We start from the raw sequence: 23,024 nt of genomic DNA, 5'->3' as shown, positions 1-23,024 counted from the left end.
CCTTGATGAGAAGAGATGCGCTGTCGGCGCATCAGAAGATGCCGGACACGAGTCCGGCGATGATGAGGGCCACGACGCCCACGGCGAGGACGCCCGCAGAGATGGAGAGGATGAAGGGGACGGTCCAGCGGCTCTGCTTCTGCGGAGGCTGGATGACGTCGCGTGTCGAGGTGTGTCCGCTCACGGCGCGTGAGGCACGGATGGGCTGGGCGCCCGTCGCCGGGGCGGCATCCTCGAGTTCGAAGAGACGATCGATCTCCGACGAGTCGATGCGATCGGGGTGAGCACCTGTCGAACCGAGGCTCCGGGGCAGGTCGAACGAGCCCGTGACCAGCACCTCGCCGGTGGTGAGGGCGACGGCGCCGTCGCCGCTCTGCGGGATGGACGGCAGGATCAGGGCGCTCGTCGTCGTGGGAACTCCCCCGGCCGACACACCGCCCGCGGCAATGCCTCGGGACAGCAACTGGTCGAACGACGGCTGGGCACCGGTGACGTCGCGGTCGTCCTCGTGGTCGGCGTCGATCGACCAGTGTCCGATCGGCTTCGGAGGAAGAACGTCGTCGGTGTGCCCGAAATCGAACGGTGAGGCGACGGGAGGAGTGGTGACAGGCGCCGGAGCGACTGGGGCAACAGGGGCTTCCGCCTGGCGTACCTGCGCCGCCGGGGGAATGACCGGTACCGCGACCGTGGGCGGGAGCGAGAGGCCGGTCTGCGCCGTCTCCCAGACCGGGCGATTCTCCGCTTCGGACTCGGGCAGCGGAGGCGCCCAGGTGACGCGTCGTCCGGTGTCGGATGCCGTCGGCTCGGCGTCGGGCTGGGCGGTCGGCGTCGACACGACGACCTCGGTCGCCGACTCCGCCGCGGATGCCGCCTCCTGCTCGGCGAGCATCGCGCGCAGTTCACGTCGAGTGAGGGTGCGCAGCGGCACGCCCTCGGCCTCGCCGGCGGCATCCGTCTCGGCGTCGACCGATTCGGTGCCTGAGACCGGGGTGGACGTTCCGGCCTGCAGGCCGGCCGAGCCGCCGGGGGCGTAGGAACGCTGACGGAACTCGGGCGTCGCGGCAGATGTCGCGGTGGTGAAGGACGGCGTCTCGCTCGGCGCGGCGTCGGCAGGAGCCTGCGGCGGTGCTGGGGGCGCTGTGGTCAGGCTTCCTGCAGCGAATGACGAGCCGGAGTAGTTGGGCGCTGCGGGACGAGCGGAGAGGACGGCGTCGTACGCGCTCTTCTCGGCGTCGGCACTGTCGGCCTCGTTGGCGTTGCCATCGGTCTCGCCGGGGCCCGAGTAGGGAGTGACCAGCTGCGGGGCGTCTCCACCGGCGGTCGGTTCCGTGGTGACGGCGCGGCGGGTCAGAGGGCTCGGCGAAGCTGCGCTCTCCTGCGAACGCTCCGCTTCACGCGCCTGTCTGCGCGTCAGTGGCGGTTGATCCTGCCACGTCGTCATGCCGCACTCCGATACAGATGGTGCTTCGAGATGTACTGGACCACGCCATCGGGTACCAGATACCAGACCGGGTAGCCCCGGTTGACCCGTTCCCTGCAGGCGGTCGATGAGATCGCAAGTGCGGGAACCTCCAACAAGCTTACGTCCGCCTGTGGCAATCCAGAAATGCTCAGGTCGTGTCCCGGGCGACTCACAGCGACGAAATGGGCGAGCTCCCAGAGCTCGTGCACGTTCTTCCAGGTGAGGATCTGCGCGATGGCGTCTGCCCCCGTGATGAAGAACAACTCGACGTCCGGGCGGGCCGCCCGGATGTCGCGCAGGGTGTCGATCGTGTAGGTCGGGCCCGTGCGATCGATGTCGACCCGGCTCACCGTGAAGCGGGGGTTGGACGCTGTTGCGATCACCGTCATCAGGTAGCGGTGCTCCCCCGTCGACACCGCGGACTTCTGCCACGGCTGGCCCGTCGGGACGAAGACGACCTCATCGAGGTCGAAGGACTGCGCCACCTCGCTGGCCGCCACCAGGTGACCGTGGTGGATCGGGTCGAACGTTCCACCCATGACGCCCACTCGGCGCCGACGCGAAGACTCGTCCATGAGTCGGCTTCAGCCGATTCCGGTCAGTGTCCGCCGCCGTGAGTATCGTGGCCGCCACCATGCGCCGCAGCGTATGCATCGGCCTTCACCGCGTGACGGTTGGCCACGTCGCGGAAGCTCCACACCACGAAGCCGAGGGCGGCGAAGATCACGAGCGCGATGACGCCGAAGATGATCGTCGGGAAGCCGGTCGACGCGGCTTCGGTCTCGGTCAGGATTGTGGTCAGGAACGTCATGTGTTTCTCCTTTTGCGGACGAATCGGCCTTTTTCGCCCCGTCCGAGAGCTTAGTACGGCTAGCTGCGCACCTGTCCATCGCCACGCACGATCCACTTCGTGCTCGTCAGCTCGGTCAGTCCCATCGGCCCGCGAGCGTGCAGTTTCTGCGTCGAGATGCCGACTTCGGCGCCGAATCCGAACTCTCCGCCGTCGGTGAATCGCGTCGACGCGTTGACCATGACCGCGGCCGAGTCGACCTCGTTGAGGAAGCGCTCGGCGTTGCCGAGGTCGTTGGTGATGATCGACTCCGTGTGCTTCGTGGAGTACCGGCGGATGTGGCTGATGGCATCGTCGAGCGAGTCGACGACGCCGACGGTGACGTCGAGGCTCATGTACTCGGTGCCCCAGTCCTCGGCCGTCGCCGGAGTGGCGTCTGGCCAGATGGCTCGCGTCCGCTCGTCGGCATGCACTGTGACACCGGATGCCGTCAGGCGGCCGAGCACCGACGGCAGCAGGCGTTCGGCGGCGTCGGCGTGCACGAGCACCGTCTCGACGGTGTTGCAGACGCTGGGGCGCTGGGTCTTGGCGTTGTGCACGATCTCCACCGCCCAGTCCTGCGTCGCGCTCTCGTCGAGGAAGATGTGCACGACGCCGGCACCGGTCTCGATGACGGGCACCTTCGACTCGGCGACGACGGTGTTGATGAGGTCCGCGCTGCCGCGAGGGATGAGCACATCGACGTATCCGCGGGCCTGCATGAGCGCCGTGGCGCCGGCACGACCGAAGTCGTCGACGGTCTGCACGGCCGTGCGCGGCAGGCCGACGGACTCGAGGGAGTCCTGGATGAGGCCGACGAGCGCCCGGTTGCTGTTCTCTGCGGCCGATCCGCCACGAAGCACCACGGCGTTGCCGCTCTTGAGCGCCAGAGCCGCGATGTCGACGGTCACGTTCGGTCGCGCCTCGTAGATGACCCCGACGACGCCGAACGGCACGCGGACCTGGGAGATGCGAACACCGTTGGGCAGGGTGCTGCCGCGCACGACCTCTCCGACCGGATCGGTGAGCGAGGCGATCTGCTCCACGGCTGCGGCCAACGCTTCGACGCGCCTGCCGTCCAGGGCGAGCCTGTCGAGCAGCCCATCGGAGAGCCCGTTCTCGCGTCCGGCGTCGAGGTCGCGCGCGTTGGCGGCGATGACATCGTGAGCGGCCCCGCGGAGGTGGGCTGCGACGGCGTGCAGTGCGTCGTTCCGTTGCGCCGTCGTCGCGACGGCGAGGGCGAACGACGCCGTGCGTGCGTCGTCGAGGCGCGCCTCGAATCCGGGGAGGGCGGCATCCGTTTCAGGCATGGATCAAGCCTAGGGCAGCCGCCGAAACGTTACGCCGCGGGCGAGAACCAGGTGCCGACGTCGGCCCCGGTGAGTGCCTCGTGAACCAGGGCGGTCGACGTGACGAGCACGGCGGTTCCGGATTCTGCGGCGAGCCTGGCCGCGGAGGCCTTGGTCGAGGCTCCCCCGGTGCCCACGCTGTTCACCGTCGTCGACCCGAAGACGACGCCGTCGAGCTCATCGCCGTAGGCGACGGTGGCGATGCGCTCGGCTCCGGGCTCCTGCGGCGGCTTCGTGTACAGCGAATCGACGTCACTGAGCAGCACGAGGAGATCGGCGTCGAGCAACTGCGCCACCAGGGCTGCGAGGCGATCGTTGTCGCCGAAGCGGATCTCGTGGGTGGCGACGGTGTCGTTCTCGTTCACGATCGGCAGGATGCGCAGGTCGAGGAGCCTCGCCATGGCACGCTGGGCGTTCGACCGGTGCGTCGCATCCTCGAGGTCGCCTGCCGTGAGCAGCACCTGGCCGGCGACGATGTCGTAGCGGTCGAGGCTGTCCTGGTAGCGGAAGATGAGCAGGTTCTGACCGACGGATGCCGCCGCCTGCTGTGTGGCGAGGTCGGTCGGTCGTTCCTGGAGCCGGAGGTAGGGCATGCCGGTGGCGATGGCGCCGGAGGAGACCAGGACGATCTCCACCCCGCGCCCGTGGGCCGCCGCGAGGGCGTCGACGAGCGGCGGGATCTGTCCAGCGTTGTCGCCGCTGATCGACGACGAGCCGACCTTCACGATCACGCGCCGCGCGCGCTGGACGTCCGCCCGCTCGGTGATCCTCACCGTTCCTCGGTCTCCATCGCGGTTCCGTCGGTGTGGTCGCTGTCCTTCCAGAGACCGGCCTCGCGCTCGCGCTCGAGTTCGGCACGGGCCTCGGCCTTGGCGTCCATCCGCTCGAAGTAGGTGCTCCGGCGCTCGTCGCTGGTGCGGCGACGATCTCCGTCGAGACGGGAGTCGGTTCCACGGGGAGCCGTGATGAGCTCGGCCGTCGACGTGAGAGTGGGCTCCCAGTCGAAGATGATGCCCTCTCCCTTGCCGATGACGACGGTGGAACCGGCGATGGCGCCCGCCTTGAACAGGCGTTCTTCGACCCCCAGCTTGGCGAGGCGGTCGGCGAGGAATCCCACAGCCTCGTCATTGGCGAAGTCGGTCTGGGCGACCCAGCGCTCCGGCTTCACGCCCAGGATGCGGTAGATGTCGCCGTAGGAGCCGCCCTCCACCTTGACGGTGTAGTCCTGCTCGTTGACAGCGCTCGGCCGCAGCACGATGCGCTCGCGTGCCGGTTCGGCCGCGATCTCGGCGCGACCCTGCTCGACGAGTTCCGCCAGGGCGAAGCTCAGCTGGCGCAGGCCCTCGTGGCTCACCGTGGAGATCTCGAAGACCCTGTAGCCGCGCTCCTCGAGGTCGGCGGTGACGAAGTCGGCCAGCTCTCGGCCCTCCGGCACATCGATCTTGTTCAGCGCGATGAGCTGGGGGCGTTCGAGGAGCGGCTTCTGGCCTTCGGGTACCGGGTAGGCGGCGAGCTCGGTGAGGATGATGTCGAGGTCGCTGATCGGGTCACGGCCCGGGTCGAGGGTCGCGCAGTCCAGGACGTGCAGCAGAGCCGTGCAGCGCTCCACGTGGCGCAGGAACTCGAGCCCGAGACCCTTGCCCTCGCTGGCGCCCTCGATGAGGCCGGGAACGTCGGCGATCGTGTACCGCACGTCTCCGGCCTGCACGACGCCGAGGTTGGGGTGCAGAGTCGTGAACGGGTAGTCGGCGATCTTCGGGCGCGCTGCCGAGAGGGCGGCGACCAGGCTGGACTTGCCAGCCGACGGGTACCCGACGAGAGCGACGTCGGCGACGGTCTTCAGCTCGAGGACGACATCACCCTCGTAGCCGGGGATGCCGAGGAGCGCGAACCCCGGGGCCTTGCGCTTCGTGGTGGCGAGTGCGGCGTTGCCGAGCCCGCCCTGGCCGCCCGGGGCGGCGATGAAGCGCATGCCCGGCTCGCTCATGTCGGCGAGTTCGTTGCCCTCGCGGTCCTTGACGACTGTGCCGAGCGGCACGGGCAGCTCGAGGTCTCCCCCGTTGGCGCCGGCGCGGTGGTCGCCCATGCCCGGGCCGCCATTGGCGCTGGACCTGTGGGGCGCACGGTGATATCCGAGCAGGGTTGTCGTCTGCGGGTCGGCGACGAGGATGATGTCGCCACCGTGGCCGCCGTTGCCGCCATCGGGACCGGCGAGCGGCTTGAACTTCTCACGACGGACGGAGACGCATCCGTTGCCCCCATGACCGGCACGCAGGTGGAGCGTGACGTTGTCGACGAAGGTGGTCATGCTGGGTTCTCCTGAACATCGGGTGCGCGGCGTCCGACCGGACGAGCGCTGGAAAGACGGAAGGGCGAGCCGAAGCCCGCCCTCGCGTCCATCGAATCGTGCGGTGCCTACTCGGCGGCCGCCACGATGTTGACGACCTTGCGGCCGCCCTTGTTGCCGAACTCGACCGAACCGGCCGAGAGAGCGAACAGAGTGTCGTCTCCGCCACGGCCGACGTTGGCGCCGGGGTGGAAGTGGGTGCCGCGCTGGCGGACGATGATCTCGCCTGCGCCGACGACCTGGCCGCCGAAGCGCTTCACGCCGAGGCGCTGTGCGTTCGAGTCACGACCGTTGCGGGTGGAGCTTGCGCCCTTTTTGTGTGCCATCTGTCAGTCTCCTCAGGGCTTACTTGATGCCGGTGATCTTGACGCGCGTGAGCTCCTGACGGTGGCCCTGACGCTTCTTGTATCCGGTCTTGTTCTTGAACTTCTGGATGACGATCTTCGGACCGCGGAGGTCGTTGAGGACCTCGGCCGTGACGGTCACCTTCTCGAGCGACTTGGCGTCCGAGGTGATCGAGTCGCCATCGACAAGCAGCACCGGAGCGAGCTCGACGTTGCCGTTCTTGTCAGCCTTGATGCGGTCCATCGTGACGATGGTCCCGACCTCGACCTTTTCCTGGCGGCCACCGGCGCGCACAACTGCGTAAACCACTTTACGTACCTATTCTCTGGGGGGCTCCGAGAAGCCCCGATTCGTTTCACGGGAAAATTCCGCTGGGTTGACCGATCCGAGCCGACCTGGCCAACCAGAAAACCGTGGTGACGGTGGGACTAAGAATCCAACACACACCAACGGTCGAGTTTAGCCGAAGGATCTACCTCGGTCAAACAGAGCCACCCGGCGCGTCGCCCGGCGGTCCGCCTTATGATCACGTACATGACCGTGCTCATCGACCAGCCGATGTGGCCGGCCCACGACACGATCTGGGCCCATCTCGTGAGCGACACCTCACTCGATGAGCTCCACGCCTTCGCTGCCGCGAACGGCATCCCCAGGCGTGGCTTCGACCGGGACCACTACGACGTGCCACTCGAGCGCCATGAGGCTCTCGTGGCCGCCGGGGCGGTCTTCGTGTCGAATCGCGAGCTGGTCACCCGGCTCCGCGCGAGCGGACTCCGGGTGACTGCCCGCGAACGGCGGGGCTTGTAGGGGTCTACTCGCCCGCGCCGGTGGTGACGATGGGCTCGACCGGGGTGGTCGAGAGGCCTGCCGTGGAGACTCGCCGACTGCGCGCTCGTCCCTGACCCGCCTGCTTCGGCTGAGGCAGCGAGTCGAGCACGGAATCGAGCAGGTGCTCGGTCTCGACGGGGTTGGCGCGCTTGGGTTCCCGAACGACCTTGGCCACGACGGGGATGTCGAGGATCGCCACCGGAGCTTCGGCTGTGACCGGCTTCTCCTGACGCGCTCGACGTGAGCCCTGTCGCTTTTCTGCCGGACGATTCCCAGCTTCGGATGCCGCCAGGACGGTCGCCGTCACGCCAGCGGCGGATGACTGGGCGGCAGGCCGGTCGGCCTCGACGCCCGCATCCGTGGAGCGAGCCGCACGATCGGACCGATCGGACCGGGGCGCGTCGGAGGACTCCCGCGGCGTCGCCTCGACGTCGGACCGTGCTGCCTCAGTCGGCTCGGAGTCCGACTGCGCGGTGTTCGTCCGCTCCGGGTTCGTCCGCTCCGGGTTCCTCTGCTCGGCGGCCGACTGCTCGCCGGTGGACTGCTCACCCTTGCCGTGGCGTCCGCGACGGCCGCGACGCGAGGACTTGCGGTCGCCCGCGTCGGTCGACGCCGCTTCGGCAGCCGGCTTCTCCGACGACTCGACGGGCTCCGAGACGACGGCCGCTGCTGCAGCCTCCTTCTCGTGCGGGTGCAGGGTGGAGGCGGCGATCATGGCGAGGGCGTGCTTGGCGTCCTCGGTGATGCCGTGCGTGCCGTTGCCGGTCTTGGCCGCATCCGTCGGGGCAGCCGACTGGGAGCTGGGCGCGGACTGGCCGCCCCCGCGACGACGGTTGCCGGAACCCGCGATCGCGGGCTGCGGCGTCTGCTGCTGCTGGCGGTGCCGCACGACGGGGTCGTGGTGCACGATGATGCCGCGGCCGGCGCAGACCTCGCAGTTTTCGCTGAACGACTCGAGCAGGCCGAGTCCCAGCTTCTTGCGGGTCATCTGCACCAGACCGAGCGAGGTGACCTCGGCCACCTGGTGCTTGGTGCGGTCGCGGCTCAGGCACTCGACGAGACGGCGCAGCACGAGGTCGCGGTTCGACTCGAGCACCATGTCGATGAAGTCGACGACGATGATGCCGCCGATGTCGCGCAGGCGCAGCTGGCGCACGATCTCCTCGGCTGCCTCGAGGTTGTTCTTGGTGACGGTCTCCTCGAGGTTTCCGCCCGAGCCGACGAACTTGCCGGTGTTGACGTCGACGACGGTCATGGCCTCGGTGCGGTCGATCACGAGCGATCCGCCGGACGGCAGCCAGACCTTGCGGTCGAGGGCCTTCTCGATCTGCTCCGAGATGCGGAACTCGTCGAAGGCGTCCTTCTCACCGGTGTAGGTCTCGACGCGCTCGACCAGGTCGGGCGCGACGGCGCGCAGGTAGGCCTCGATGGTCTCCTGGGCCTCGTCGCCGGCGATGACCATCTTCTGGAAGTCCTCGTTGAAGACGTCGCGCACGATCTTGATGAGCAGGTCGGGCTCGGAGTGCAGCAGAGCGGGAGCCTGCACGGTCTCGAGCTGCTTGGAGATCGACGCCCACTGCTCGATGAGTCGGTTGACGTCGAGCGTGAGCTGCTCCTCGGTCGCACCCTCGGCAGCAGTGCGCACGATGACGCCCTGGTTGTCGGGGAGGACCTCCTTGAGGATCTTCTTCAGACGTGCGCGCTCGGTGTCGGGAAGCTTGCGGCTGATGCCGTTCATCGAACCGTTCGGCACGTAGACGAGGTAGCGGCCGGGCAGCGAGATCTGGCTGGTCAGTCGGGCACCCTTGTGGCCGACCGGGTCCTTCGTGACCTGCACGAGCACCTTGTCGCCGGGCTTGAGCGCGAGCTCGATGCGTCGGGGCTGGTTGCCACCGGGGTTCTCAGCGGCGGCTGCCTCCCAGTCGACCTCGCCGGAGTACAGCACGGCGTTGCGGCCACGTCCGATGTCGACGAAGGCGGCTTCCATGCTCGGCAGCACGTTCTGCACGCGGCCGAGGTAGACGTTGCCGATCAGGGATGCGTCCTGGTTGCGGGCGACGTAGTGCTCGACCAGCACGCCGTCCTCGAGCACGCCGATCTGGATGCGGGCGCTCTTGGAGCGCACGACCATGGTGCGGTCGACGGACTCGCGGCGGGCGAGGAATTCGGCTTCGGTGATGACGGCGCGGCGGCGGCCGGCGTCACGGCCGTCGCGGCGGCGCTGCTTCTTGGCCTCGAGGCGGGTCGAGCCCTTGATGCGCTGCGGCTCGGTGATGAGTTCGGGCTGGCGCGGGGTGCGCACCTTCACCACGGTGTTCGTGGGGTCGTCCGACCCGCCGCGGCTCTCGTCGCCACTGCGGCGACGGGCGCGGCGACGCACTGTCGACTCCGACTCCTCGAAGTCGTCGTCCTGGTCGCGATCGTCGCGGTCGGAACGGTCGGGGCGTCCGCCGCGGTTCGGTCGCGGCGGCAGAGCGGCGATCTCGGGGGCGTGGAAGATGAGCGACGTCGTCGTCAGCGCTGCGGGGAAGAGCGTCGGGGCGACGGATGCCGCAGGCTCCGGCTGGGCCTCGACGCCGGCCTCTTCCTGCACCTCGTCTTCCGGTGCAGCATCGGCGACCGGCGCCGTCTCCTCGGCGACCGGCGCCTCTGCCGTCGGCTGATCGGCGGGTCGACCTGCCGTCTCGGCCGTCGGCTCCGGCGCGGCAGGCGTCTCGGCGACGGGGGCCGCGGTTGGGGCGGCATCCGTCACCTCGGCCTTGCCCTCGACGGGAGCCTGCTCGGCCTTCTTCTGGCTCTTGCGAGCCCCGAAGATGCGCGTGCGCTTGCGTCCACCGGTCTCCCCGACATTCTTCGTCGGGTCAGTGTTCTCGTTGTTCTCCACCATTGCTGGGGCACTCCTCGACCGGTGCGACTGGCCGCGCCATCCGCGTTCCGGGTACTCTCTCACGCGAGTCTCCGCCGGTGCGGAATCTCGCTAATCCTCTGTCGTCTGCAGCCGGCACACTGGCTCTGGCTGCCACTTCTCTCGGTCTGGGACCGAATGTTCGGGTGCACTGCACCCATCAAGCCTTCTCTGGCGTCGGGCTGAGCGCGGCTCAGTCGACACATCCGATTATCGCACGGCTTCACAGATCGGCGGTGATCAGCCATGCCATAATCGCCAATCATGAGCGAGACCACTCCAGCCGGCACCGTGTCCAGGCCCGCCTATGCGGTCGGAATCGTGTTGGCGGTGCTTGGTGCGTTCGGCCTGTTGGCCGCGTTCGAACTCACTCTGGAGAAGTTCCACGCCCTCGAGTTCCCGGGCACCGGGGCCTCCTGCGACTTCAGCCTCATCGTGCAGTGCTCGGTGAACCTCGCCTCGTCGCAGGGCGCCGTGCTGGGCTTCCCGAACCCCGTGATCGGCCTCATCTGCTGGCCCGTTGTGATCACCATCGGCGTGGCGATCCTGGCTCGAGCGCGGTTCGCCGCCTGGTTCTGGATCGGCCTGAACGTCGGAGTCGTCGGCGCCCTGGCGTTCGTGATCTGGTTGATGTACCAGAGCATCCACATCCTCGCGACGCTCTGCCCGTGGTGCATGCTCACCTGGGCGGTCGTCATCCCGCTCTTCTGGGTCGTGACGTTCGACAACCTGCGCACGGGTCGCATCCCCACGAACGAGCCCTTCCAGCGATTCGCGTCAGCCGCGTTCGGCTGGATTCCGCTGATCACCTTGGTCTGCTACCTGATCGTGGCGGTCATCGCGCAACTGCGCCTCGACGTGCTCGGCTACCTGTTCTGACCGCACCGCCCGCCGGTCGAGTAGGCCGCGATCACCTCCCGCCGGTCGAGTAGGCCGCGAGCGAAGCGAGCCGCCGTATCGAGACCACACCTGCGCGCAACCCGAGTCGGCGCCGGGGCTGAACATGATCTCGATACGCGTCCTCGCTGCGCTCGGTCGCTACTCGATCAGCGGAGCGCGCTCGGTCGCTACTCGATCAGCGGGGCGTGCCGATCCGCGAGACCACACCCCCGCCGGTCAAGTAGGCCGCGAGCGAAGCGAGCCGCCGTATCGAGACCACCCCTGCGCCAAACCCGAGTCGGCGCCGGGACTGAACGTGATCTCGATACGCGTCCTCGCTGCGCTCGGTCGCTACTCGATCAGCGGAAAGCGCTCGGTCGCTACTCGATCAGCGGAGCGTGCCGATCCGCGAGACCACACCCCCGCCGGTTGAGTAGGCCGCGAGCGAAGCGAGCCGCCGTATCGAGACCACCTCCGCGCGCAACCCGAGTCAGCGCCGGGGCTGAACGTGATCTCGATACGCGTCCTCGCTGCGCTCGGTCGCTACTCGATCAGCGGAGCGCGCTCGGGCGCTACTCGATCAGCGGAGCGCGGTCGGGCGCTACTCGATCAACGGAGAGAACTCAGGCGAACCAGAGCGCGAGCTCACGGGCAGCCGACTCGGGCGAGTCGGAGCCGTGAACGAGGTTCTGCTGCACCTTGAGGCCCCAGTCGCGGCCCAGGTCGCCGCGGATCGTGCCCGGAGCAGCCGTCGTGGGGTCGGTCGTCCCGGCGAGCGATCGGAATCCCTCGATGACCCGGTTGCCCGCGACGCGGATCGCGACGCTCGGCCCCGACTCCATGAACTCGAGAAGCGGCTCGTAGAACGGCTTGCCCTCGTGCTCGGCGTAGTGCTGCGCGAGAAGGTCGCGGTCGGCCTCGACGAGGCGGAGGTCGACGAGCGAGTAGCCCTTAGCCTCGATGCGACGCAGGATCTCCCCGGTCAGGCCGCGGGCGACGCCGTCGGGCTTGACGAGGACGAGGGTCTCTTCGATCGTGGTCATGCGTACTCCTTGTTGTTTCGGTCGATACGTCCGCCGCTGATCATGGCGTAGGTCCACATGGCGGCGAAGATGGCTCCTACGAAGAACATGCCGGGGTTGAGGAAGCCTGCGAGAAGGATGAGTGCCTGCACGATCCATCCGAGGACATAGGCGAACGGATACCGCAGCAGGCCGAGCGTGATGATGATGAGCAGGCAGACGACGCCGCCGCTCACGAGCGCGGCGACGGGCCCGATGCTCACCAGGCCGGCCGTCGGGAGTCCGTAGTTCACGAGCGCGGCGAGGAACACGACGATGAGCTCGAAGCCGAGCACGATCGACGCCAGGCTGCGCTTGATCGAGCGCGGTGCTGCGGAGCGCCGCGGCGGCGCAGCATCCGGAGCGTCCTCAGGGTCGGGAAGCCCCGGCGTCGCGTCAGTCACGAACCCATCCAGTCTCGATCGGCCGCGTACTCCATGGCCTCGGCGACGAGGGTGATCGATCCCGTGACGATCACGGCGCGGCGCGGCGCGGCGCCGGCCCACTGGCGCGCCTCGTCGAGGGCGTCGGCGACGGAGTCGAACGGGAAGACCTTCTCCTGCCCGGCCCAGGCTGCCATGTCGGCGGCGAGGTCGGAGGCCGGGATGGCCCGCTCCGACCCAGACGCCGTCACGTTGAAGTGGTGCACAGCGGGGCTCAGGGCATCGACGATCCCGCGGGCGTCCTTGTCGGAGAGGATGCCGACCACGGCCACGACCTCGTCGAAGTCGAAGAACGACTCGAGCGAGGAGACGAGCGCAGCAGCACCGTGCGGGTTGTGGGCTCCGTCGACGATCACGCTCGGCTCGATGCCGACGAGCTGCAGGCGGCCGGGCGAGGTCGCCGTGGCGAGGCCCTCTTCGACGAGTGCCGTCGTGAGGGGCTGCGCTCCCCCGCCGATGAACGCCTCGACGGCGGCGATGGCCACGGCTGCGTTCTGCGCCTGGTGCGCTCCGTAGAGCGGCAGGAACATCTCGTCGTAGCTGCCCGCCGCCCCGCGGACGCTGATCAGCTGGCCGCCGACGGCGACCCGGTTCTCGGTGATGGCGAACTGCGTCCCCTCGACGGCGAACGTCGACTCGGTGAGTTCGACGGCACGCTCGAGTTCGGCCAGGGCCTCAGGCGCTTGCGCCGCGGAGACGACGCTCGCAGCCGGCTTGATGATGCCCGACTTCGTGCGGGCGATGGCGGCGACGGTGTCGCCGAGACGGCCGACGTGGTCGAGCGCGATCGGCGTGAACACGGCGACCTGTCCATCGGCGACGTTCGTGGAGTCCCACTCGCCGCCCATGCCGACCTCGAGCACCACGACGTCGACGGGCGCGTCCGCGAAGCAGGCGAACGCGAGCACGGTCAGCACCTCGAAGAAGCTGAGCGGAGCCTCACCCGCTGCCTCGAGTTCGGCGTCGGTCATCGCGATGTACGGCTCGATGTCCTCCCAGTTGCGCACCAGCGCCTCATCGGTGATCGGCTCGCCGTCGATGAGGATCCGCTCGGTGAACCGGGTGAGGTGCGGGCTGGTGAGAAGGCCGGTCTTCAATCCGTAGGCCCGCAGGATGCTGTCGATGATGCGACTGGTGCTGGTCTTGCCGTTCGTGCCGGTGATGTGGATCACCGGGTAGGCGCGCTGGGGGTCGCCCAGCAGTTCGACGGCGCGACGGGTGGCCGTCAGTCGGGGCTGGGGATTCGACTCGCCGATGCGGGCGAGCAGACCCTCATAGACGGCGTCGGCGGGCTGGCGCCAGATGTCTTCGTCGTTCATGCCTTCTCCAGAGCGATGGTGAGGGTGGAGTCGCGACCCACCGAGAGAGCCTCGGCTGGCAGCTCGGCGCCGCCGAAGGCGGCGATGTCGAGATCGACGGCCAGGGTCTCTGATCCGATGAGCTCGGCGTGCACCCGTGCAGCTGTCGCAGCGGTCTCATTGAGGGTGAGACGCAACCGGATGCGGTCGCTGACCTCGAGACCTGCTGCCTTGCGGGCGTCCTGCACGGCTCGGATCACGTCGCGAGCCAGGCCCTCGGCCTCGAGCTCGTGGGTGATCACGGTGTCGAGCAGCACGAAGCCGCCGCCGGGAAGCAGGGCGAGCGCCACGCCGGAACCGGCCTCGGACGTCGCCTCGAGCACGAGCTCGTACTCGCCTTCGACGAGCACGATGCCGCCGGCCGTGACGATGCCGTCGGTCTCAGACCAATCGCCGGTGCGGGCACCTTGGATGGCCTTCTGCACTTCCTTGCCGAGGCGGGGACCCGCGGCGCGCGCGTTGACGGTGAGACGGCTCGAGACTCCGTAGTCGGCGGCGCTCGATTCGGCGAGCTCGACCACGTCGACGGACTTCACGTTCAGCTCGTCGCGCAGGATGGCCTCGAACGGTGCCAGGGCTGTGGCGGATGCCGACACCACGGTGAGCTTCGCCAGGGGCAGGCGCACGCGGAGACCGGACTGCTTGCGCAGCGACAGCGCGGTGGAGCTGATGGCGCGCACCTGGTCCATCACGGCGACGAGGGCCTCGTCTGCCGGGAACTCCGACGCATCGGGCCAGTCGGCCAGGTGCACGCTGCGACCGCCGGTGAGGCCCTGCCAGATGCGCTCCGAGACGAGCGGCAGCAATGGAGCGGTGAGTCGGGTGTACGTCTCGAGCACCGTGAAGAGGGTGTCGAACGCCTCGGCACCCGAGCCGTCCTCCCCGACTCCGGCCCAGAACCTGTCACGCGACCGACGCACGTACCAGTTGGTGAGCACGTCGGCGAAGTCGCGGAGCTTGGCTGCCGCGAGAGTCGAGTCGAGCTGCTCGAAGTCGACGGTGACGGCACTCACGAGGTTGCGGAGCTTCGCGAGGAGGTATCTGTCGAGCACGTCGGTCGAGTCCGTGCGACGCTGCGCCTCGTAGCCGCCCTCCGAGGACGCGGTTCCACTGAGCGAGCCGGAGGCCCGTGAAGCGTTCGCGTACAGCGAGAAGAAGTACCAGGTGCTCCACAGCGGGAGCATCACCTGGCGCACACCCTCGCGGATGCCCTCCTCGGTGACGACGAGGTTTCCGCCGCGCAGCACCGAACTCGACATGAGGAACCAGCGCATGGCGTCGGAGCCGTCACGGTCGAAGACCTCGGAGACGTCGGGGTAGTTGCGCAGCGACTTGCTCATCTTCTGGCCGTCACTGCCGAGCACGATGCCATGGCTGACGACGTTGGTGAACGCCGGGCGATCGAACAGAGCGGTCGAGAGCACGTGCAGCATGTAGAACCAGCCACGCGTCTGGCCGATGTACTCCACGATGAAGTCCGCCGGGTTGTGGCTGTCGAACCACTCCTGGTTCTCGAACGGGTAGTGCACCTGCGCGAACGGCATCGAGCCGGAGTCGAACCACACGTCCAGCACGTCGGGGATGCGGCGCATCGTCGACCTGCCGGTGGGGTCGTCGGGGTTCGGGCGAGTCAGCTCGTCGATGTACGGACGGTGCAGGTCCGGCTCGCCCGCGGCGTTCCGCGGCTGCGTTCCGAAGTCCCGCTCGAGCTCCTCGAGCGAACCGTACACATCGGTGCGCGGGTACTCGGGGTCATCGCTCTTCCACACGGGGATCGGCGAGCCGAAGTAGCGGTTGCGGCTGATCGACCAGTCCCTGGCATTGCCGATCCACTTGCCGAACTGGCCGTCCTTGACGTTCTCGGGCACCCAGGTGATGTCCTGGTTCAGGTCGACCATGCGGTCGCGGAAGTCGGTGACGCGCACGAACCAGCTCGAGACGGCCTTGTAGATGAGCGGGTTCCGGCAGCGCCAGCAGTGCGGGTACGAGTGCACGTAGCTCGCCTGTCGGAGCAGCCGACCTTCCGCCTTGAGCAGCTGCGTGAGCGGCTTGTTGGCGTCGCTCCAGAGCTGGCCGGCGACATCCGTCACGTCGGAGAGGAACTTGCCGCCGTCGTCGAGCGAGATGATGACGGGGATGCCGTTGGCCTCCGAGACCTTCTGGTCCTCCTCGCCGTAGGCCGGCGCGAGGTGCACGATGCCGGTTCCGTCGTCTGTGGTGACGTAGTCGGCGACGAGGATGCGCCAGCCGTTCTGCATGCCCCACGCGTCGACGTCTGCGTAGTAGTCGAACAGCCGGTCGTACGTCACGCCCTCGAGCTCGCTCCCGAGCACGGTGCGGGAGACCGCTGCCAGCGCGTCGGCGGCCGACTCGTAGCCGAGGTCCTTGGCGTAGTTGCCGACGAGATCGATGGCGATGAGGTACTCGGCGCCGAGCACCTCGGTGCCGTCATTGCCACCGGAACGCTCACGGAGCACTGTGGCATCCGGTGTTCCATTCGGTCCGGCGGGAACCACCGCGTAGGTGATGGCCGGGCCCACGGCGAGCGCCGCGTTGGTCGGCAGCGTCCACGGAGTCGTCGTCCACGCGAGAGCACGCACGGCAGTGAGTCCGAGCGACTCCGCCTTGGCGCCGGTCAGCGGGAAGGTCACCGTGACGGTCTGGTCCTGGCGATCCTTGTAGACGTCGTCGTCCATGCGCAGCTCGTGGTTCGACAGCGGAGTCTGGTCGCGCCAGCAGTAGGGCAGCACGCGGTAGCCCTCATAGGCGAGGCCCTTGTCGTGCAGGCGCTTGAACGCCCAGATGACGCTCTCCATGAAGGTCACGTCGAGGGTCTTGTAGTCGTTCTCGAAGTCCACCCACCGGGCCTGGCGGGTGACATAGCCCTGCCACTCCTTCGTGTAGCGCAGCACGGAGTCCTGGGCAGCGCGATTGAACGCGGCGATGCCCATCTCCTCGATCTGGCTCTTGTCGGTGATGCCCAGCTGCCGCTCAGCCTCGAGCTCCGCGGGAAGACCGTGCGTGTCCCAGCCGAAGCGTCGATGCACCTGCTTGCCGCGCATGGTCTGGAACCGCGGGAAGACGTCCTTCGCGTAGCCGGTCAGCAGGTGTCCGTAGTGCGGGAGGCCGTTGGCGAACGGAGGGCCGTCGTAGAACACCCACTCCTCGGCGCCGTCGCGATTGTCGATGGAGGCCTGGAAGGTCCCGTCGTTCTTCCAGAACTCGAGCACCTCCCGCTCGATGGAGGGGAAGTTCGGCGACGGCACGACGCCGTCGGATGCGTGCTGGGGATCCTGACCCTTGGGGTACAACGCGTGGCTCCTGGATGCGAGAGTGACTTCTCCACGAGGACGGCGAGCCCGTCGAGCTCCACCGCGGTACCACCCCGCTTGTGCAGATTCTCCGGAACCTGCCCGGATCCACTGCACCGCTTGTTCATTGGCTGTGACGGGCCAGACCCGTTCGGCTCTACTGGGCTCACGCCGTTCTTCCGAAGACTCCCCGGTGATGGCCGGATCGATGTCGTTGCACCCAGTCTACGCGAACACCGTGCTCGACCGCCTCGTACGGCGACTCAGCGATACGCCTCGTCGATGAGCGCGTGCAGTGCCGCAGGCGCCACCCTGTGCTCCCGGGCTTCGGCGACCAGATCGTGGATGAGGCCGGCCAGCGCCATGTGCCCGCCGACGCGCACCGTGACGACGGCTCCCCTGCCCCGGTGCAACTCGACGAGACCCTCGTCGCGCAGCACTCGGTAGCCGTGCAGCACGGTCTGCACATTGATGTCGAGCTGTTCGGCGAGCGCACGAGCAGACGGCAGGCGCTCGCCGTCGACGAGCCGGCCATCGACGATGGAGCCGCGGATTCCCGACGCGAGCTGCTCGAACAGGGGCCGCGGGCTGGACGGATCGACACGAAGGAGCACGAGTTGAGTGTATTGAGTTAGTCCAAATAGCTCAATGAAGCCGGATGTCGCTCGGAGTGCTGTCAGGATGAATCATGCCCTCCCGCCTGCGAGCCGGAGGGCTTCACCCTTCCCCCACGTGCAAGGATCTCGATGCCCAGCGCTTCAGCCCCGGTTCGGACGAACCGGCGTCTTCTCTCCCTGTTGGCCGCCGCCGGTGGAGCCACGCTCCTGCTCGCCGGATGCACCTCGGCTGCCCCTGAGGCCGCCTCCACCCCGACGCCGGGCGGCACCCTCGTGTATGCGAGCGGCGATGCCGAGCCGGACTGCCTCGATCCTCACGTCGGCGGCAACTACCCGCAAGCTCTCGTGGCCGGCCAGTTCCTCGAGTCGCTGGTCTCGCTCGACGAGGACGGCACCATCATCCCGTGGCTCGCGACGGAGTGGACGGCATCCGACGACGGGCTCACCTGGGACTTCACGCTGCGCGACGACGTCACGTTCACCGATGGCACCCCGCTGAACGCCGAAGCGGTCAAGGTCAATGTCGAGCACCTGAAGGACCCGGACACGCAGTCATCGACGGGATACCTCGCCCTCGGCAAGGTCGATTCGGTCGAGGTCGTCGACGACAGCACCGCCCGCTTCCACCTCAGTGCCCCGGACAGCGCGCTGCTCGAGTCGCTCGCCCAGCCCTGGGTGGCCATCGAGTCGCCGGCTGGCATCGCGCGGGGCATGGACGAGAACTGCCTCGCCCCCATCGGAACCGGCCCGTTCGTGGTCGAGGAGTGGGTGCAGCAGGACCACCTCACCCTGGTGCGCAACGACGACTACGACTCCGCCCCCGCTGACGCCGCCCACACCGGCGCGCCCTACCTCGAGGGCATCGAGTGGCGCTTCATCCCCGACTCGGCTTCGCGCTATGCGGCCCTGCAGTCGGGTGAGGTCGACGTGATCGACAATGCTCAGCCCGACACCATCGCCCAGGCGACGAAGAACGGCTCCCTGGTGGAGATCGACGCCCCGAGGCCCGGCGCATCCAACCGCATCGAGCTCAACTCCTCCCGGCCGCCGTTCGACGACGTGCGCGTGCGTGAGGCATTCATCCGCGCCGCCGACGTGAACGACGGCATCGACTCGCTCTTCTTCGGAACGGCGAAGCGGTCCTACTCGGTTCTGTCGAGCGTCGAGCCCCTCGGCTACTCCGACGAGAAGCTCTTCACCACCGACCTCGACGCCGCGAACACCCTGCTCGACGAGGCCGGCTGGACCACCCGAGACGCCGAGGGCTATCGCACGAAGGACGGCGAGCGCCTGACCCTGCGCTTCCCGGTCTCCACGAACCAGTCCATTCCGGCCGAGCAGTCGCTGTTCGAGCAGATCCAGGCCACGGCCAAGGAGGCCGGCTTCGAGGTCGTCATCTCGCCGCTCGACATCTCGGGCTGGTACGGGGCGCTCTTCTCCGACTCCTATGAGCTCGTGAGTGCGCCGTACACGAAGATCGGGCCCGACGTCCTGCGCACGCTCTACGACTCGGCCGGCATCACCCCGGCGCCGAGCGGCTACTTCGCCAACCTCGCCCAGCTGAACGACCCCGAGCTCGACGAGCTCCTGCGCTCCGCCGCGAGCACGAGCGACCCCGACGAGCGGGCATCGCTCTATGAGCAGGCGCAGAAGATCATCCTCGGTGGCTTCTACGCCCTGCCGCTCTACGACCAGCAGAATCACTTCCTCCTGAGCACGAGCGTGAAGGGTGCCCGGGCGATGCCGACGGTGTCGACACCGACCTTCGCCGACGCCTGGCTCTCCGAGTAGTCGATGGGAATGTCCGTCCGCCGCACGCTGGGGCGCCTCGCCGGCGCGCTCTTCGTGCTGTGGGCGGTCGCGACCCTGACGTTCTTCGCGATCCATCTCGTTCCCGGAGATCCGGCCCAGGCCATTCTCGGCGGGCCGGGCTCCCAGGCGTCGCAGGAGGCACTCGACAGGGTGCGCCAGGACTACGGGCTCGACCAGCCGCTCATCGTGCAGTACTTCGCGATGCTCGGACGGCTCGCCACAGGGGATCTCGGGGAGTCCTACGCCCTCCGGATGCCGGTCGCGGAGCTGATCGGAAGCCAGCTGCTGGGAACGGTGGTCCTGGCGCTCCTGGCTCTCCTGGTCGCCTGGCTGTTCGCGATCGGCCTCGCTCTCTGGTCGACCGGGCCGGGCCGGGCCAGCCGCGCCGTGGCCCAGGGAGTCGAGCTCACGGCGGCATCCCTGCCGCAGTTCTGGCTCGCCACGGTGCTCATCGCCGTCTTCAGCACGGCGCTCGGGTGGCTGCCGGCGGTCTCGACCGGAACGCCGACCGGCCTGGTGCTGCCGGTCGTCACACTGGCCGTTCCGCTCGCCGGTTTCCTCGCCCAACTCATGAGAGAGCATCTGCTCATCGCGCTCGAGCAGCCGTTCGCCCTGTCGGCGCGAGCCAGGGGCGAGTCATCGACCGGCATCCGTCTGCGCCATGCGCTCCGCCATGCAGCACTGCCGGGCATCAACCTGTCGGGGTGGGCCGTCGGCTACCTCATCTCGGGGGCCGTCGTGGTCGAGACGATCTTCGCCCGTCCCGGCCTCGGCCGCACGCTGCTGCGCGCTGTCGAACTGCGCGACGTCCCCGTGGTGCTCGGCGTCGTGCTCCTGGTCGCCCTCGTCTACGTCGTGATGACCTTCGCGACGGATGCTCTCTCCCGGATCGCGGATCCGCGGCTGCGACGGGAGGTGCGATCGTGAGCGACCTCGAGGTGCGCAGCACCGTCACCGTCGAGGCGGCGACCCGACCGCTCCCCCGGGTCGGAACCGTGTTGGCCGGCCTGTTCGTCGCGTTCCTGGTCGTCGCCGTGGTGTGGCCCGGACTGATCGCCCCCTACGGCCCCGACGCCATCGCCCCGCGCGACGCCTTCCAGCCGCCATCGACCCAACACTGGTTCGGCACCGACGAATCAGGGCGCGACATCTACAGTCGGGTGATCTGGGGCACGGCGACGTCCCTCCTCATCGGCATCACAGCCACGGCCATCGGGCTCTCCCTCGGGCTCGTGCTCGGCGCCATCGGCGGCCTCGGCGGGCGTGCACTGGACTTCGCGGTCGGACGCGTGAACGAGGTGCTGTTCGCCTTTCCCGGCCTGCTCCTCGCCCTGCTCGTCATCGTCCTCTACGGTCCGGGCCCCGTGACGGCCACGATCGCCGTCGGGCTGTCGACCGCACCGGGCTACGCCAGGATCATCCAGGGCGAGCTTCGGGGCATCCGTTCGTCGGGCTTCGTCGAGGCCGCCAGGGTGCTCGGCCACAGCTCTGCCGGCATCATCCGTCGGCACATCCTGCCCAACGCCCTTGCCCCCATCGCCGTGCTCGCCACGCTAGGGGTCGGGCAGGCCATCGTCTGGGCGTCGGCCCTCAGCTACCTCGGCCTCGGTGCGCAGCCTCCGGCAGCGGAGTGGGGGGCCATGCTGTCGGCGGGACGCACGTACATCACGACTGCCTGGTGGATGACGGTGTTCCCCGGGCTCATGATCGTGCTCACCACGATCGCCACCACCGTGCTCGGACGCGCCATCACCAGCCGGAGAGGAGGCGCCCGATGACCGGCACCACTCCGGCCGGTCCCGTGCTCGACGTCCGCTCTCTCCGGGTGTCCTTCGGCACCGGCGCAGCGTCCCGGCCCGTCGTGCACGACCTCGACCTGCGCATCGAGGCCGGACAGTGCGTCGCGATCGTGGGCGAGTCGGGCTCCGGGAAGTCGGTCACGGCCAGGACCCTGCTCGGACTGGCCGGTTCCGATGCGAGCGTGCACGCCGACCGGCTCGAGGTGGGCGGAGCGGGGATGCTCGGCGCGGGTGAGCGCGAGTGGCGCCGGATGCGGGGCGTCGGGGTCGGGCTCGTCCTGCAGGATGCGCTGGTCTCCCTCGACCCTCTGCGCACGATCGGCCGCGAGATCGGCGACACGCTGCGCCTGCACCGGCGGATGCCACCGGCGGCAGCCCGTGCTCGGGTGCTGGAACTCCTGGAGCTCGTCGGCATGCCCGACCCTGCGACCGCGATCGACCGCCGGTCCGGTGAGCTGTCCGGCGGAATGCGCCAGCGAGCCCTCATCGCCTCGGCGATCGCGCTCGATCCGCCGCTGCTCATCGCAGACGAACCGACGACGGCCCTCGATGTCGGCGTGCAGGCCCGGGTGCTGGCGCTGCTCGCCGAAGCCCGCGACCGCGGCACGGGAATCCTGCTGATCAGTCACGATCTGGCGGTCGTCTCGGCCCTCGCCGACAGGATCATCGTTCTCGACGACGGCGTGGTGGTCGAGGAGGGATCGACGACCCAGGTCATCACCAGTCCCCGGCATCCGACCACCAGAGCCCTCGTCGCCGCCGTCCCGACCGAGGTGCCGCGGGGTGTCCCGCTCACGCTCGTCGATCGGCCCCTCGTTCCCCCTCGCCCGGAGGCGGAGCCGGCGGTGCACCGGGAGTTCGTGCTCGAGGGCCGCTCGGTGAGCAAATCGTTCTCCACCCGGGGCAGCAGCACCCTCGCTGTCGACGACGTGTCAATCGGCCTGCATCGGGGACGCACCCTCGGGCTGGTCGGTGAATCCGGATCGGGCAAGACGACGGTGGCCCGGATGATGCTCGCCATCGCGGCACCGGACACTGGCGAGGTGCTCCTCGACGGCTCGGCCTGGTCCAGCCTCACCGAGCGTGAACGTCGTCCGCTGCGGCCGCGGATCGGAGCGATCTACCAGGACGCCCTCGGGTCATTCGATCCGCGCTGGAGCGTGGAGCGCATCCTGCGCGATGCCCTCGGTCCGGCCTCCTCGCGCTCGAGCGTCATCGACCTCCTCGATCAGGTGCGTCTGGCCCCAAATGTCGCCCCGAGGCATCCGCTCACCCTGTCGGGCGGACAGCGCCAACGTGTCTCGATCGCGCGTGCCCTCGCCGAGGCGCCGGAGATCCTCGTGTGCGACGAGCCGGTGTCGGCCCTGGACACGACGGTGCAGGCCCGGGTGCTCGATCTCCTCGACGAGCTGCAGCGGGACCGCGGACTGTCGCTGCTGTTCATCTCGCACGATCTCGGCGTCGTCCGGCACATGAGCGACTCCGTCGCCGTCATGCGCTCCGGCCGCATCGTGGAGCACGGCGCGACCGAGACCGTGTTCACCGACCCTCAGCACGAGTACACCCGGTCGCTGATCCACGACGCACCCCGCCTGCGCTCGCTGGGCTGAGGCATCAGGTGCCGGTAAGCTCGATCGAGACTAATCAGGCACTTCACCACTGACACGGTGCCGTCCATA

At 68.6% G+C, this 23,024-nt stretch carries 20 protein-coding genes; 6 read left to right on the top strand and 14 right to left on the bottom strand.

Features of this window, described 5'->3' with window-relative positions; translation table 11 throughout:
• Window positions 1-31 precede the first annotated feature (31 nt).
• From ASC59_RS17120 to rplU, 8 genes are all read right to left on the bottom strand, one after another.
• Entirely contained in the window at window positions 32-1,441 is a 1,410-nt protein-coding gene (locus ASC59_RS17120) for a hypothetical protein (RefSeq protein ID WP_055818370.1), read from the bottom strand.
• A complete protein-coding gene (gene nadD / locus ASC59_RS03415; RefSeq protein WP_055818368.1) occupies window positions 1,438-2,037 on the bottom strand; it encodes a nicotinate-nucleotide adenylyltransferase in 600 nt (199 codons plus the stop codon). Before nadD ends, ASC59_RS17120 begins: the two co-directional genes overlap by 4 nt.
• A 23-nt stretch (window positions 2,038-2,060) precedes the next feature.
• Entirely contained in the window at window positions 2,061-2,273 is a 213-nt protein-coding gene (locus tag ASC59_RS03410) for a hypothetical protein (protein ID WP_055818366.1), read from the bottom strand.
• A gap of 59 nt (window positions 2,274-2,332) precedes the next feature.
• Window positions 2,333-3,601 carry a glutamate-5-semialdehyde dehydrogenase gene (locus ASC59_RS03405; RefSeq protein WP_055818364.1) on the bottom strand — a complete coding sequence of 423 codons (1,269 nt, stop codon included), beginning with the start codon at window positions 3,599-3,601 and terminating at the stop codon, window positions 2,333-2,335.
• 29 nt (window positions 3,602-3,630) lie between these two features.
• Window positions 3,631-4,413: a glutamate 5-kinase gene (gene proB / locus ASC59_RS03400; RefSeq protein WP_055818361.1), complete on the bottom strand. Its 783-nt coding sequence runs from the start codon at window positions 4,411-4,413 to the stop codon at window positions 3,631-3,633.
• Window positions 4,410-5,948, bottom strand: a complete 1,539-nt coding sequence (gene obgE / locus ASC59_RS03395) for a GTPase ObgE (RefSeq protein ID WP_055818359.1) — start codon at window positions 5,946-5,948, stop codon at window positions 4,410-4,412. The genes proB and obgE overlap by 4 nt, the downstream gene beginning before the upstream one ends.
• Before the next feature lie 107 nt (window positions 5,949-6,055).
• Window positions 6,056-6,313, bottom strand: a complete 258-nt coding sequence (gene rpmA, locus ASC59_RS03390) for a 50S ribosomal protein L27 (protein ID WP_055818357.1) — start codon at window positions 6,311-6,313, stop codon at window positions 6,056-6,058.
• A 19-nt stretch (window positions 6,314-6,332) separates the two neighbouring features.
• The gene (rplU, locus tag ASC59_RS03385; RefSeq protein ID WP_056163075.1) at window positions 6,333-6,641 is read right to left on the bottom strand and encodes a 50S ribosomal protein L21; all 309 of its coding nucleotides are present in this window, start codon (window positions 6,639-6,641) and stop codon (window positions 6,333-6,335) included.
• Window positions 6,642-6,866: 225 nt separating this feature from the next.
• Here rplU and ASC59_RS03380 point away from each other — a divergent pair, with 225 nt between their 5' ends.
• Window positions 6,867-7,139, top strand: coding sequence for a DUF4031 domain-containing protein (locus ASC59_RS03380; RefSeq protein ID WP_055822755.1), 273 nt, complete (start codon window positions 6,867-6,869; stop codon window positions 7,137-7,139).
• 4 nt (window positions 7,140-7,143) lie between these two features.
• Here ASC59_RS03380 and ASC59_RS03375 read toward each other — a convergent pair whose 3' ends face one another.
• Window positions 7,144-10,047: a ribonuclease E/G gene (locus ASC59_RS03375; protein WP_082513362.1), complete on the bottom strand. Its 2,904-nt coding sequence runs from the start codon at window positions 10,045-10,047 to the stop codon at window positions 7,144-7,146.
• Between the two features lie 282 nt (window positions 10,048-10,329).
• On the opposite strand from ASC59_RS03375, the gene ASC59_RS03370 reads away from it, so the two are divergent.
• Window positions 10,330-10,944 carry a vitamin K epoxide reductase family protein gene (locus ASC59_RS03370; protein WP_055818352.1) on the top strand — a complete coding sequence of 205 codons (615 nt, stop codon included), beginning with the start codon at window positions 10,330-10,332 and terminating at the stop codon, window positions 10,942-10,944.
• Between the two features lie 623 nt (window positions 10,945-11,567).
• On the opposite strand, the gene ndk is transcribed toward ASC59_RS03370, so the two are convergent.
• The 5 genes from ndk to ASC59_RS03345 all read right to left on the bottom strand — a co-directional run bounded on the left by ndk (window position 11,568) and on the right by ASC59_RS03345 (window position 17,731).
• Window positions 11,568-11,987, bottom strand: coding sequence for a nucleoside-diphosphate kinase (gene ndk / locus ASC59_RS03365; RefSeq protein WP_055818350.1), 420 nt, complete (start codon window positions 11,985-11,987; stop codon window positions 11,568-11,570).
• Window positions 11,984-12,409, bottom strand: a complete 426-nt coding sequence (locus ASC59_RS03360; protein ID WP_055818348.1) for a DUF4233 domain-containing protein — start codon at window positions 12,407-12,409, stop codon at window positions 11,984-11,986. The genes ndk and ASC59_RS03360 overlap by 4 nt, the downstream gene beginning before the upstream one ends.
• A complete protein-coding gene (locus ASC59_RS03355; RefSeq protein ID WP_055818346.1) occupies window positions 12,406-13,767 on the bottom strand; it encodes a bifunctional folylpolyglutamate synthase/dihydrofolate synthase in 1,362 nt (453 codons plus the stop codon). The genes ASC59_RS03360 and ASC59_RS03355 overlap by 4 nt, the downstream gene beginning before the upstream one ends.
• Window positions 13,764-17,117: an isoleucine--tRNA ligase gene (ileS, locus tag ASC59_RS03350; RefSeq protein WP_055818345.1), complete on the bottom strand. Its 3,354-nt coding sequence runs from the start codon at window positions 17,115-17,117 to the stop codon at window positions 13,764-13,766. Before ileS ends, ASC59_RS03355 begins: the two co-directional genes overlap by 4 nt.
• A 263-nt stretch (window positions 17,118-17,380) precedes the next feature.
• Window positions 17,381-17,731: a GntR family transcriptional regulator gene (locus ASC59_RS03345; protein WP_055818343.1), complete on the bottom strand. Its 351-nt coding sequence runs from the start codon at window positions 17,729-17,731 to the stop codon at window positions 17,381-17,383.
• A 132-nt stretch (window positions 17,732-17,863) separates the two neighbouring features.
• Between ASC59_RS03345 and ASC59_RS03340 the strand changes: the two genes are divergently transcribed.
• The 4 genes from ASC59_RS03340 to ASC59_RS03325 are packed head-to-tail and all read left to right on the top strand — an operon-like array spanning window position 17,864 to window position 22,955.
• Entirely contained in the window at window positions 17,864-19,525 is a 1,662-nt protein-coding gene (locus ASC59_RS03340; RefSeq protein ID WP_055818341.1) for an ABC transporter substrate-binding protein, read from the top strand.
• A 9-nt stretch (window positions 19,526-19,534) separates the two neighbouring features.
• Window positions 19,535-20,473: an ABC transporter permease gene (locus ASC59_RS03335; RefSeq protein ID WP_082513361.1), complete on the top strand. Its 939-nt coding sequence runs from the start codon at window positions 19,535-19,537 to the stop codon at window positions 20,471-20,473.
• On the top strand, window positions 20,470-21,324 hold the full coding sequence (locus tag ASC59_RS03330; protein WP_055818337.1) for an ABC transporter permease: 855 nt from the start codon (window positions 20,470-20,472) through the stop codon (window positions 21,322-21,324). Before ASC59_RS03335 ends, ASC59_RS03330 begins: the two co-directional genes overlap by 4 nt.
• A complete protein-coding gene (locus ASC59_RS03325) occupies window positions 21,321-22,955 on the top strand; it encodes an ATP-binding cassette domain-containing protein (RefSeq protein WP_055818335.1) in 1,635 nt (544 codons plus the stop codon). The genes ASC59_RS03330 and ASC59_RS03325 overlap by 4 nt, the downstream gene beginning before the upstream one ends.
• The last annotated feature ends 69 nt before the right edge of the window (window positions 22,956-23,024 follow it).

Source organism: Leifsonia sp. Root1293, from assembly GCF_001425325.1.
Classification (GTDB): Bacteria; Actinomycetota; Actinomycetes; order Actinomycetales; family Microbacteriaceae; genus Orlajensenia.
Note: the sequence above shows the minus strand (reverse complement) of the source record. Positions and strands in the feature narration are given on the sequence as shown.